The sequence below is a fragment of the Duganella sp. GW821-FHT01E12 genome (assembly GCF_059422325.1).
On sequence record NZ_JBWKWR010000001.1, the window covers coordinates 405,942 to 418,410 of the forward strand.

At 66.1% G+C, this 12,469-nt stretch carries 12 protein-coding genes; 10 read left to right on the forward strand and 2 right to left on the reverse strand.

What is annotated here, in order from left to right; all coding sequences use genetic code 11:
• Window positions 1-20: 20 nt before the first annotated feature.
• Window positions 21-701, forward strand: a complete 681-nt coding sequence (locus AC07WS_RS01600) for a Fe2+-dependent dioxygenase (protein ID WP_494727406.1) — start codon at window positions 21-23, stop codon at window positions 699-701.
• Window positions 702-708: 7 nt separating this feature from the next.
• Here the strand turns inward: AC07WS_RS01600 and AC07WS_RS01605 are convergent, their stop codons facing one another.
• Window positions 709-1,350, reverse strand: a complete 642-nt coding sequence (locus tag AC07WS_RS01605) for a TMEM175 family protein (RefSeq protein ID WP_494727407.1) — start codon at window positions 1,348-1,350, stop codon at window positions 709-711.
• Between the two features lie 63 nt (window positions 1,351-1,413).
• On the reverse strand, window positions 1,414-1,803 hold the full coding sequence (locus AC07WS_RS01610) for a YybH family protein (protein WP_494727408.1): 390 nt from the start codon (window positions 1,801-1,803) through the stop codon (window positions 1,414-1,416).
• A gap of 95 nt (window positions 1,804-1,898) precedes the next feature.
• Here AC07WS_RS01610 and AC07WS_RS01615 point away from each other — a divergent pair, with 95 nt between their 5' ends.
• From AC07WS_RS01615 to AC07WS_RS01655, 9 genes are all read left to right on the forward strand, one after another.
• Window positions 1,899-2,396, forward strand: coding sequence for a hypothetical protein (locus AC07WS_RS01615; RefSeq protein ID WP_494727409.1), 498 nt, complete (start codon window positions 1,899-1,901; stop codon window positions 2,394-2,396).
• Window positions 2,397-2,504: 108 nt separating this feature from the next.
• Entirely contained in the window at window positions 2,505-3,239 is a 735-nt protein-coding gene (locus tag AC07WS_RS01620; protein ID WP_494727410.1) for a hypothetical protein, read from the forward strand.
• A gap of 27 nt (window positions 3,240-3,266) precedes the next feature.
• Window positions 3,267-3,509, forward strand: a complete 243-nt coding sequence (locus AC07WS_RS01625) for a hypothetical protein (protein WP_494727411.1) — start codon at window positions 3,267-3,269, stop codon at window positions 3,507-3,509.
• 386 nt (window positions 3,510-3,895) lie between these two features.
• The gene (vioA, locus tag AC07WS_RS01630; protein WP_494727412.1) at window positions 3,896-5,203 is read left to right on the forward strand and encodes a flavin-dependent violacein biosynthesis tryptophan-2 monooxygenase VioA; all 1,308 of its coding nucleotides are present in this window, start codon (window positions 3,896-3,898) and stop codon (window positions 5,201-5,203) included.
• Window positions 5,200-8,226, forward strand: coding sequence for an iminophenyl-pyruvate dimer synthase VioB (vioB, locus tag AC07WS_RS01635; protein WP_494727413.1), 3,027 nt, complete (start codon window positions 5,200-5,202; stop codon window positions 8,224-8,226). Before vioA ends, vioB begins: the two co-directional genes overlap by 4 nt.
• Entirely contained in the window at window positions 8,227-9,519 is a 1,293-nt protein-coding gene (gene vioC / locus AC07WS_RS01640) for an NADP-dependent violacein biosynthesis oxygenase VioC (protein ID WP_494727414.1), read from the forward strand.
• Window positions 9,519-10,637: a flavin-dependent violacein biosynthesis monooxygenase VioD gene (gene vioD / locus AC07WS_RS01645; RefSeq protein WP_494727415.1), complete on the forward strand. Its 1,119-nt coding sequence runs from the start codon at window positions 9,519-9,521 to the stop codon at window positions 10,635-10,637. Before vioC ends, vioD begins: the two co-directional genes overlap by 1 nt.
• A gap of 11 nt (window positions 10,638-10,648) precedes the next feature.
• Window positions 10,649-11,218, forward strand: coding sequence for a violacein biosynthesis enzyme VioE (gene vioE / locus AC07WS_RS01650; protein ID WP_494727416.1), 570 nt, complete (start codon window positions 10,649-10,651; stop codon window positions 11,216-11,218).
• Window positions 11,219-11,293: 75 nt separating this feature from the next.
• Window positions 11,294-12,469: an MFS transporter gene (locus AC07WS_RS01655; protein ID WP_494727417.1), complete on the forward strand. Its 1,176-nt coding sequence runs from the start codon at window positions 11,294-11,296 to the stop codon at window positions 12,467-12,469.

Here is a 12,469-nt window from a genome sequence, read left to right on the forward strand (position 1 = left end):
TTTTTTTTAGGAGAGATTCGATGATGTTGCACATCCCCGGCGTGCTGAGCCGCGAACAAGTGGCCGCCATGCGGCGCCGGCTGGACCAGAGCGACTGGGTCGACGGCCGCACCACGGTCGGCGCTCAGGGCGCCCAGGTCAAGCAGAACCGCCAGCTGGCCGAGGGCTCGCCGCTGGCGCAGGAGCTGGGCGCGGAAGTGCTGGCGGCCTTGGCGGCCAGTCCGCTGTTCTTCGCCGCCGCGCTGCCGCTGCGCACCTGCCCGCCGCTGTTCAACAGCTACGCCGGCGGCGAGCACTACGGCGCGCACGTCGATGGCGCGCTGCGCCGCGTGCCGGCCAGCGGGCAATGGCTGCGCACCGACGTGTCGTCGACGCTGTTCCTCAGCGATCCCGGCGACTACGACGGCGGCGAGCTGATCGTCACCGACGCCTACGGCGAGCACGAGGTCAAGCTGCCGGCCGGCGACCTGATCGTCTATCCGTCGACCAGCATCCACCGGGTGCAGCCGATCACGCGCGGGGCGCGGGTCTGTTCCTTCTTCTGGACCCAGAGCATGGTGCGCGACGACATGCGCCGCAGCATGCTGCTGGAGCTGGACCAGAACATCCAGCGCCTGCGCGCGCGCCTGGGCGACTGCGAGGAACTGGTCGGCCTGACCGGCCACTACCACAACCTGCTGCGGCAGTGGAGCGAGGTCTGAGCCGGTCTCAGGCGGCGGCGCCGGCGTAGCGGCGCTCAATGCGCGCGCTCAGCGGACGCAAGGCGGACATCAGCATAAACACCACGTTGGCCTTGCCCGGCGCGACCATGCTGAGCAGCACAGCCAGGGCCGCGATCAGCATGACGCCGCCGCCGCGCACCAGGGTCGCGCGGTAGGCGCCGGTCGGCATCGGATGCGCGCACAGGCCGGGATGGCGGTGGATGTGGCGCGCCACCAGCAAGGTCGACACGCTCAACCAGATCATCACACCGGAATACACGATCTGTCCCGTGGTCGACGGGATCTGGGCGTTGACCGCCGAGGCGAACGGCAGCAACGCGGCGCCGGACAGGCTGAGCATGGTCAGCCACAGCAGGCCCTGGTCGGCGTGCCGCACGTAGCTGTACAGGCGGTGATTGGCGATCCAGAAGATCGCCAGCACGAAAAAGCTGACCAGCCACGACATCAGGTTGGGGATCAGGCCCGCCAGCGCGTAGCGCAGCGCGGCCTCGCTGGCCAGGTGCGCATGCTCGGGCAGGCGCAGGTCGATCACCAGCAAGGTCATGGCGACGGCGAAGATGCCGTCCACCAGGGCTTCGATACGGTGCTTGCTCAGCTGCGGCTGGCCATCCTGGCTCAGGTCGGTCATCGGTCATCCTGTTGTAATTTGAACAGCCGCCATTCTTGCCGCGGACTAAAGAAATTGCAACTTTCAACGCACGGCCAGCCGGGTCGCGTGGTAGCGGTCGATCCGCCAGACGCCGCCGTCGCGTTTGAAGACCGCCGTCTCCAGGAAGCCGTACGGGGTTTGCATGCCGTCGTTGGCGATCCAGACCGCATCGTTGCGCACCGTGGTCCAGGCGACGTCGCCGTGCGCCTGGGTGCGGAATTCCTGCAGACTGGCCTGCTGCCGGCCCAGCGCGGCGCTGCCGGTCAGCAGCGCCAGCACGGCGGCCCGGTCCAGGATGCGGTCCTGCTCGATCATGACGAAGTCCGCCGTCAGGCCGGCCTCGACCGCGTCCCAGTCGTGGCGCTCCAGCGCGCGGTGCCAGTCGGCCAGGGCCGCCTCGGCGGCGAGGATGTCGGACTCCGTGGTAAGCATGGTCGTTCCTCCCAGAATAAGGTTTTGCCCGGCCGGGTGCACAGCCCGCCGATGGGTATAATAGCAAAAGATCAATAACCACTCCGAGGATTACCATGCGCATCATGCAGGCAGCACGCTCCACCCTGACCTTTCTTGCCACCCTGCTGTGCGCCGGCTGCATCGCGATCGTGCCCCAGTCCGGCGCGGCCACGGCCCGCGCCGACGGCGGCCCGGCGTTTTGCCAGGCCTCGCCCGACGGCAAGGCGGTAGCCTGCGGCCCGGCCGCCAGCTTCTGCCAGAAATCCCCCGCCGGCAACGCGGTCGCCTGCGGCCGCAAGGCCAACTTCTGCGACACCTCGGCCGACGGCAAGCAAGTCGCCTGCGGCGGCGAAGCCGCGTTCTGCGCCAAATCGTCCGACGGCAGCGCGGTGGCCTGCGGCGCCGCCGCCTCCTATTGCGAAAAATCGGCCGACGGCCAGCAGGTCGCCTGCGGCGGCAAGGCCAACTTCTGCGAGCAATCGGCCAATGGCCGCCAAGTCGCGTGCGGCGGCCTGGCGCCTTTCTGCCAGGCGTCGGCGGACGGCTCGTCGGTGGCCTGCGGCGGACGCTGACGCCAGCCCCGCGCTCCGCGCTCAGCCCGCCGCGAGCGGGCTTTTTTGCGCCGGCACGATGTCATGCGTTATAGTTTCGGCTACTTTATTTTTCAATACCGGAAAACCATGGCTGAGCAGGAAATCGCGAAACACACCAAGAACGTGGTACGACTGTTTGAAAAGAATGAACACAGCTGGCGCCACAAACTCGGCGAGATGATGCTGGAGATCGTCACCATCGTGTTCGCCGTCACCCTCAGCATCTGGCTGCACAGCCTGGGCGAGCACCGGCACGAACAGGAACAGGTGCGCCACTTCCTGCTGGGCTTGAAGCACGACATCGGCGCCGACATCGCATACATCAAAGACCTCAACGCCGCCTACCGCGAGTTCGACGCCAACTTTGCATACCTCAGCAAGCTCGATCCCCGCGCCACGCCCGAGCCGGTGAAATTCGAGCAAGCGTACCAGGCGGCCGAAAGCAATTTCTTCTTCAGCTCGCAGACCAGCCGCTACCAGGGCTTCAAGTCCTCCGGCAAGCTGATCCATATTGAGGACGAGGCGCTGCTGGAAAAAATCCTCAACCTCTATGAACTCCAGAGCGAGCAGATCAAAACCTCGGAAGGCGGATGGCGCAACCGTCAGAATGCCTTCCGCGCCTACGTGGAGTCCAGCCTGTCCGGCGACGACAGCGTCGAACAGCACTACCAGCTGGTGACCGCGCCCAAGGGCAAGCGCCTGCTGCGCCAGCAGATCGCCGCGCAGCAGCTCTACGACCGCTACGCCAACTACGCCAGGCTGGGCGCGGAGATCATCAAAGAGATCGAGCAGAAATATCCCGACGCCGCGCACGAGAAATAGGCCCATGCGACAAAAAGGATCCGATTGATGCCGTCGCTGGTGACGCGCGAGCTGATGCACTTCCAGCAGAAGGTCGCGCCGCAGACCCTGCTGGACCACGGCATCAAGGAAGGCGGCGCCGATCTCCCGACCTCGCTGCTCATGGGCTTCCGCATCTGCCAGGCTTACTATCGGCAAGCCACCGACAAGAAACTAGCCATCGCCGACATCCTCAACACCAAAGACTTCGAGCGCCTGCTGGCCGGCAGCGGCTACGCGCAAACGCTGTAACGGCGCCTCGCGCCGGGTCCACGCTATCGCCCCGGATAGCGCCGCGACCCAGCGCCCATCACATTCCCCCCTCCGCACGTGCCGCCGCGCAGCCAAACTGCGCGGCTACACAACATTCCGGCCAACAACAGCCAGATATTGCCCGCCGAATCAGCGTCCTGCCTAGCGGAAATAGAACCGTTCAAAAGTAGCACGAGTCCGCTTGGAGCGCCTTGTGATTTATCAAATCGTCAAACATGCAATTACGCTATCGTCTGCGCAGCCTTTGATCTGACGCAGAAAAACCACGCGTCTAAATCAAGCTTTTTTGAGCCGCATCAGTTTTCGGCAGTGCGCCCACAGGGTGTGTTGCTTCACGTTTTTTGATTAACTGAAAGGAACTCTGGATGACACATTATTCTGACATTTGCATCATTGGCGCAGGCCTGGGGGGGTTGGCATGCGCAACTCAATTGATCAAAGCCGCGTTCGGCAAGAATTTACGCATCCGGGTATTCGATCTGAATGCCAAAGTGGGCGGACGGATCCAGTCGCGCATGGTCGACGGCGACGAGGTCGCCGAACTGGGCGCGGCCCGCTACTCGCCGCAGCTGCATCCGCATTTCGACCAGTTGATGCAGGACAGCGGCCTTGAGCACGCGACCTATCCGTTCACGGAAGTGGCGGCCGGCGGCAGCGCCCAGGAGAAGCTCAAATCCACCCTGCGCAGCCTGAGCGCAATGCTGAAGGAACATCCGACCGATTCCTTCCTTGAATTCGTCAGCCACTACCTGGGCGAGGCGGAAGCCATCCGCATGATCAAGGCCACCGGCTACGACGCCTTGCTGCTGCCCATCGTCTCGGGCGCCATGGCCTACGACATCATCAAGAAGCACCCGGAAACGCAAAGCTTCACCGAAAACGCCGGCAACCAGTGGCGCTACGCCACCGGCGGCTACGGCGAACTGCTGGCCCGGCTGCAGCGCCAGGCGCAGGCCGCCGGCGTGGAGTTCCAGATGGAGCACCGCCTGCTGTCGGTCGAACGCGCCGGCACCGACCACCTGCTCGCCTTCAGCCACCGGGGCGACACCCAGCTGCACCGCACCCGCCACGTGATCATGGCCGTGCCGCCGTCCGCGATGCCGCCGCTGAACCTGGATTTCCCGGCCGCCTGGAGCTCGTTCGAATACGATTCGCTGCCCCTGTTCAAAGGCTTCCTGACCTTCGACCACGCCTGGTGGCAGGCGCTCGGCCTGACCGACAAGGTGGTGATGACCAACAACCCGCTGCGCAAGATCTACTTCAAGGGCGACAAATACCTGCTGTTCTACAACGACAGCGACAGCGCCAGCTATTGGCGGGAATCGCTGGAGCAGGGCGAGGACGTGTACCTGGAGCGGGTGCGCCGCCACCTGGAGGAAGCGCTGCCGCTGGACGGCCGGCCTATGCCGCCGATCAAGGCGCACTTCCACAAGCACTGGCCGCACGGCGTCGAGTTCTACATGGAGCCGCAAAGCACGCACCCGGCCGCGCTGCTGCACCAGGACGGCATCATCTCCTGCTCGGACGCCTACACCCAGCACTGCGGCTGGATGGAGGGCAGCCTGATCAGCGCGCGCCACGCCACCCGCCTGCTGCTGGAACGCCTGCGCCAGCAGGCCGAAGCGTCCGGCGAGGCCGATGCGCTGGTCCTCTCGTCGGCTGAGCGCGCATGAGCATACTCGACCTGCCCCGCCTGCATTTTCGCGGCTTCGCGCGCGCCAACGTGCCGACCGCGAACCGCAACACGCACGGCCACATCGATATCGCCACCAACGCGATCTCGATGGCGGGCGAGCCGTTCGACCTGAGCCGGCCGCCGTCCGAGTTCCATGAGCACCTGAAGCAGCTGGCGCCGCGCTTCAACGCCGCCGGCAAGCCGGACCCGGAAGGCGTGTTCAGCCAGGCGGCCGGCTACAACTTCTGCGGCAACAACCACTTCTCGTGGGAGAACGTCAGGATCACCGGCGTGCAGCTGCAGGAAGGCGAGATCGACACCGGGGACGCGCTGGTGGGCGCCAAGCTGGCCTTATGGGGTCACTACAACGACTACCTGCGCACCACCTTCAACCGCGCCCGCTGGGTCGACAACAACCCCGGCCAGCCGGACACCACGCTGATCTACGCCGGCCAGTTCACGCTGAGCGGCAAGCAGGCCACGCCGCACACGCCGACGCTGTTCAGCGCCGACATTCCGCAAGCGCATTCGGTGCGCTGGCTGGGCCACGGCCACGTCACCGAGCGCAACGGACACTTCCTGGACGAGGAGATCGGCCGCTCGCGGCTGTTCCAGTTTTCGGTGGCCAAGCAGGACCCGAACTTCCTGTTCAATCCCGACACGCCGCTGCCGTCCAGCATGTGCGCCTTGCAGCACGCGCTGGCCGACGACGACGTGCTGGGCCTGACCATCCAGTACGCGCTGTTCAATATGTCGACGCCGCTCAAGCCGGATTCGCCGGTGTTCTACGACCTGGCCGGCAGCATCGGCCTGTGGCGCCGCGACGAACTGGCCACCTATCCCAGCGGCCGTCTGCTGCTGCCGCGGCAGGGCAGCCTGGGGCCGGTGCTGGTGAAGCTGCACGCGGATCGGGTCTCGCTCAACATGCCGACCGCCATCCCCTTCACCACCCGCGACGCCGGCGCCGTCTCCGAACAGCATCCCACGCACGCGCTCGGCGGCAAGCAGGCGCTGGGCGAACTCACGCTGCACGACGCGGCCGGAACGCTGGTGGCCCGGATACCCGAGCAGCTGTATCTGGACCACTGGCGCCACCACGGCGTGTTCGACGTGCCGCTGCGGCACGGCGCCGCGCCGTCCGGCTCGCTGCGCCTGGGCAGCGCGCACGCGCAATGGGACGAGGCCGACTGGGTGGTGCAGTCCGACAGCAACCAGCTGTACCTGGAAGCGCCCAACCGTGGACAACTCCAGGATTATCCACAGACGATCACGCTGCAAAGCCGCTTCCGCGGCGAGCTGGCCGCGCACCCCGCGCTCGCGGAACAGACGCAGGCGCAGGACGGCGAGCTGCTGGCGCTGCAACTGCAAGCATCGAAGCTGGGCGCAGGCTACGCCGACCTGACCGTCACCGGCCGCCGCCCCGGCGCCACCCGCATCGTGCTGGGCGAGGGCAGGGAAGCGCAGCACATCGGCGCGCGCGTGCTGCCCGACGACTGGCACCTGGACGAGGTCCCCGCCGAGCAGGTCGACTACGCCTTCCTGTACCGGCACGTGATGAGCTACTACGAGCTGGTCTATCCCTTCATGTCGGACAAGGTGTTCAGCCTGGCGGACCAGTGCAAGGCCGAGACCTACTCGCGCCTGATGTGGCAGATGTGCGATCCGCACAATCGCGACAAGAGCTACTACATGCCGAGCACACGCGAGCTGTCGCTGCCCAAGTCGCGCCTGTTCCTGAAATACCTGACGCAAGTCGAGGCCGCAGCCAAAGCCGCGCCGCCGCAGGCGGACACGACAGCGCGCGCGATCGCCTGCAAGGGCGAGCTGATCGCCGAGCTGAAAACGGCGATCGACCTGGAACTGTCGCTGATGCTGCAATACCTGTACGCCGCCTACACCATCCCCAACTACGAGCAGGGCGCGCAGCTGGTGCAGGCCGGCCGCTGGCAGCAGGACGAGCTGGAACTGGCCTGCGGCACCGAGGACCGGCGCCGCAACAGCGGCACGCGCGGCGCGCTGCTGGAAATCGCCCACGAGGAGATGATCCACTACCTGGTGGTGAACAATGTGCTGATGGCGCTCGGCGAACCCTTCCACGCCGGCACGCCGCTGCTGGGCGAGCAGGCGCGGCAGCGCTTCGGCCTCGACACCGAGTTCGCCTTCGAACCGTTCTCCGAACACGTGCTGGCCCGCTTCGTGCGCTTCGAATGGCCGGACTACCTGCCCACGCCGGGCAAGTCCATCGCCAGCTTCTACATCGCGATCCGCCGGGCGCTGGCCGAGCTGCCCGAGCTGTTCGACGCCAACGGCGGCAAGCGCGGCGGCGAGCACCACCTGTTCCTCAAGGAGCTGACCAACCGCGCCTATCCGGGCTACCAGCTGGAAGTGTTCGACCGCGACAGCGCGCTGTTCGCGATCGACTTCGTCACCGAGCAGGGCGAGGGCGTGGCGGTCGATTCGCCGCATTTCGCCTCCTCGCATTTCCAGCGGCTGCGCGCCATGGCCGGCAGGTACACGGCCCGCGCCCAGCCGTTCGAACCGGCCGTGCCGGCGCTGAAGAACCCGGTGCTGGAGGCGCGCGCCGACTGCACCGTGGTGACCGACCAGCAGGCGCGTTCGCTGATGCGGCTGTACCAGGGCTGCTACGAGCTGACCTTCCTGCTGATGGCGCACCACTTCGCGCAGCAGCCGCTGGGCAGCCTGCGCCGCTCGCGCCTGATGAACGCCTCCATCGACATCATGACCGGCCTGCTGCGGCCCCTGTCTGCGGCGCTGATGAACATGCCGTCCGGCCTGCCGGGCCGCAACGCCGGGCCGCCGGTGCCGATGCGGCCGGGCGAGCAGGTCAGCAGCAACTTCAGCCTGGGCTGCGAACAGCTGGCGCACAAATGCCGGTCGCTGGCGCAGTACGCGCGCGGCCTGCAGGCCGGCGTGGTCGGCCTGGCGCAGATAGAAATGTTGGAGTTTTTTAATCAGCAATTGACCGACTTATCTCGGGGAAGGATGTCAAGGGAAGCGTAAATGAAAAAGACCATCATCATTGTCGGCGGCGGGCTGGCCGGCAGCCTGACCGCCATCTACCTGGCCCAGCGCGGATACGACATCCACGTCATCGAAAAGCGCAGCGATCCGCTGCAGGACAACCCGGCCACGGCCGATCCGGTCAGCTCGCGCGCCATCGGCGTCAGCATGACCGTGCGCGGCATCAAGGCCGTGCTGGCGGCCGGCATCAGCCGGCAGGAGCTGGAGCAGTGCGGCGAGCCCATCGTCGGCATGGCCTTCTGCGTGCGCGGCCAGTTCAAGGTGCGCGAACTGAGCCCGCTGGAAAACCTGTTCCCGCTCTCGCTGGACCGCAACGCCTTCCAGCGCCTGCTCAACCGCTACGCCGCCAAGCACAACGTGAAGTACTACTTCGAGCACCGCTGCCTGGACGTCGACCTCGAACGCAAGATCGTGCTCATCCAGGGCAAGGACGGCGCCATGCAGCACCTGCATGGCGACCTGATCATCGGCGCCGACGGCGCCCACTCCGCCGTGCGGCGCGCCATGCAGAGCGGCATGCGGCGCTTCGAGTTCAAGCAGAGCTTCTTCCGCCACGGCTACAAGACGCTGGTGCTGCCGAACGCGTCGGAACTGGGCTTCCGCAAGGACTTGCTGTACTTCTTCGGCATGGATTCCAAGGGCCTGTTCGCCGGCCGCGCCGCCACCATCCCGGACGGCAGCATCAGCTTCGCCATCTGCCTGCCCTACACCGGCGTGCCCAGCCTGGCCACGCTGCACCGCGAAACGATGAACGAGTTCTTCAGCCGCTACTTCGGCGGCCTGCCGGAGGCCAGCCGGCAAGCGCTGGTGGACCAGTTCATCGCCCTGCCCAGCAACGACCTGATCAACGTGCGCTCCAGCACCTTCCACTACAAGGGCAACGTGCTGCTGCTGGGCGACTCGGCGCACGCGACCGCGCCCTTCCTCGGCCAGGGCATGAACATGGCGCTGGAGGACGTGTACGTGTTCATCACGCTGCTGGAAAAACACGGCGAGGCGCTGGACGTGGTGCTGTCCGAGTTCACCCGCCAGCGCAAGGTGCAGGCGGACGCCATGCAGGACATGGCGATCGCCAACTACGAGGCGCTGAGCAATCCCAATTTCATTTTCTTCCTGCAGACGCGCTACACGCGCTACATGCACAAGAAATTCCCCAATGTTTATCCGCCCGACATGGCGGAGAAACTGTACTTCACATCGGTTCCCTACGATGAGCTGCAGCAAATCCAGAAGAAGCAAAACGTTTGGTACAAACTTGGAAGGGTAAATTAATGAAGATTCTCGTTATCGGCGCAGGACCGGCAGGACTGATTTTCGCCAGTCAAATGAAGCAAGCCCAGCCAAGCTGGGACATCAGCATCGCGGAAAAAAATACCCAGGAAGAAGTGCTGGGCTGGGGCGTCGTGCTGCCCGGGCGGCCGCCGCGCCATCCGGCCAATCCGCTGTCCTACCTGGCGCAGCCGGAACAGCTGAACCCGCAGTTCATCGAAGAGTTCAAACTGGTGCACCGCGACCAGCCCAACCTGATGAGCACCGGCGTGACGCTGTGCGGCGTCGAGCGCCGCGGCCTGGTGCAGGCGCTGCGCGCCAAATGCGTGGCGGCCGGCATCGCCGTCAGCTACGAGACGCCGATGCAAAGCCGGGAAGAGCTGGAGGCCGAATACGACCTGGTGGTCGTGTCCAACGGCGTCAACCACAAATCGCTGGAACTGCCGCCGGCGCTGGCCGCGCAGGTCGACTTCGGCCGCAACAAATACATCTGGTACGGCACCACCCAGCTGTTCGACCAGATGAACCTGGTCTTCCGCAGCAACGACAAGGGCATCTTCATCGGCCACGCCTACAAGTACTCGGACAAGATGAGCACCTTCATCGTCGAGTGCAGCGAGCAGACCTATGAACGCGCCGGGCTGGACAACATGACCGAGCGCGAAGCGGCCGCCTACATCGCCCAGACCTTCAACGCCGAGCTGGGCGAACACGGACTGGTGAGCCAGCCGGGCCAGGGCTGGCGCAACTTCATGACGCTCAGCCACGACCTCGCCTACGACGGCAAGTTCGTGCTGATCGGCGACGCGCTGCAATCGGGCCACTTCTCGATCGGCCACGGCACCACGATGGCGGTGGTGGTGGCCCACCTGCTGGTGAAGACGCTCGGCGCCGAGCCCGACACCGCCGCCGCGCTGCGCAACTTCAACGACCGCGCGGTGCCGCTGGTGCAGCTGTTCAAGGAACACGCCAACAGCAGCCGCCGCTGGTTCGAGACCGTCGGCGACCGCATCGGCCTGAGCAACGCCGAGCTGACCATCAGCTTCGACGCCCGCCGCAAGGACCTGCCGCCGCTGCAGGACGCGCTGATGGCCGCCCTCGGCTACGCGCTGGGCCGATAGGGAGCGCCACGATGCCAGTCCACGCCACGCCGCCGCTGCTGCCGATGCAATGGAGCAGCGCCTACGTCTCCTATTGGTCGCCGATGCAGCCGGAAGACCAGGTCACCTCCGGCTATTGCTGGTTCGACTACGCCCGCAACATCTGCCGCATCGATGGCCTGTTCAATCCCTGGCCGGAAAAGGAGAAGGGCTACCGGCTGTGGATGTCGGAGCTCGGCGACGCCGGGCGCGGGCAAAGCCGCAAGCAGAAAGTGGCCTATGCCAGGGAAGCGACGGCGGCCGGCGCGCAGCTGCTGGAGACCGTGCTGGCCGACGAGTTGTCGTCCTTCCCCGAGCTGTTCCTGCCGCAGGCCATCCTGCGGGACGGCGGGGCGCTGCACGACGGCCGCCACACTGTGCTGGGCCAGGCCGCCGACGCCTGGGTGGTGGAGCGGCCGGCCGCGTCGTCGGTGTTCTACCTGCAGGCCGGCAGCAACCGCCTGCTGCGCATGGTCACCGGCAACGACCCGCACCACCTGTCGGTGCGCGACTTCCCTAACTTCAGCACCGGCGATATCGCGGACAGCATTTTTTCGCGCTGACGGCGGCGCATCACTCAAGGGCGCGGGCCGCACCGGCGGCTCGCGCCCATTCCCCCAATCTCGAAGGAAGCCTTTATGCCGTTGCTTGTCTACATACTCGGGTTGACGATTTTTTCGTTGACCACGTCCGAATTCATGGTGGCGGGCATCATGCCGTCGCTGGCCCAGGCCCTGAACGTGCCGGTGACGCAGATCGGCTATCTGATCTCGCTGTACGCCATCGGCATGGTGGTCGGCGGGCCGCTGGCCACGCTGGGCCTGCTTAAGCTGCGCGTCCCCAACAAGCAAGGGCTGATGGGCCTGCTGGGCCTGTACGCGCTGGCGCAGTCGGTCGCGGCCTCGGCCGTCAGCTACGACGTCATGGCGATCGCGCGGGTGGCCACCGGCGTGGCGGGCTCGGCCTGCTTTGGCATGTCGCTGGCGATCAGCGCCGAGGTGGTCAGCCCGACCATGCGCGGACGCGCCGCCGCCGTCGTGATCGGCGGCCTGATGCTCGCCGCCGTGGTCGGCGTGCCGGTCACCACGCTGATCGACCAGCACCTGGGATGGCGCGCCAGCTTCTGGCTGGTGGTGGCGCTGACCGGCATGTGCATGCTGCTGGTGGCGCTGCTGGTGCCGCGTTCGCGCTCGTCCGGACAAATCAGCCTCGGCAAGGAGATGGTGGAGTTCCGCAATCCCCACCTGTGGGCGGCCTACGCCACCAGCGCGCTCATCATCAGCGCCATCTTCGCCGCCTTCAGCTACTTCACGCCCATCCTGATCCAGATCAGCGGCTTTGCGCCGTCGGCCATCCCGTGGCTGCTGGGCGCGTACGGTGTGGCCAACGTGGTGGGCAACGGCGTGGTGGGACGCTACGCGGACCAGCACACCATCCTCATCATGGTGTGGGGCATGATCGTGCTGGGCGTGAGCCTGGCGCTGTTCGCGGTGTTCGCGGACAACCAGACGATCAGCGTGATCCTGCTGGTCGTGACCGGGCTGGTCGGCGTGTCGATGAATCCGGCCATCATCGCCCGCGTGATGAAGACCGCGCATCCGGGGCCGCTGGTCAACACCGTGCACACCTCGGTCATCAACATCGGCCTGGGGGCCGGGTCGTGGCTAGGCGGCGCGGGCATCGCGGCCGGCTACGGCCTGCGCGCGCCGTTGTGGCTGGGCGTCGCGCTGGCCGCGCTGGGGCTGGTCAGCTTGCTGCCGTATGTCGGGCAAAAGTCGCGCAGTCTGGACGGGGTGGCATTGAGCGGCCGCTAG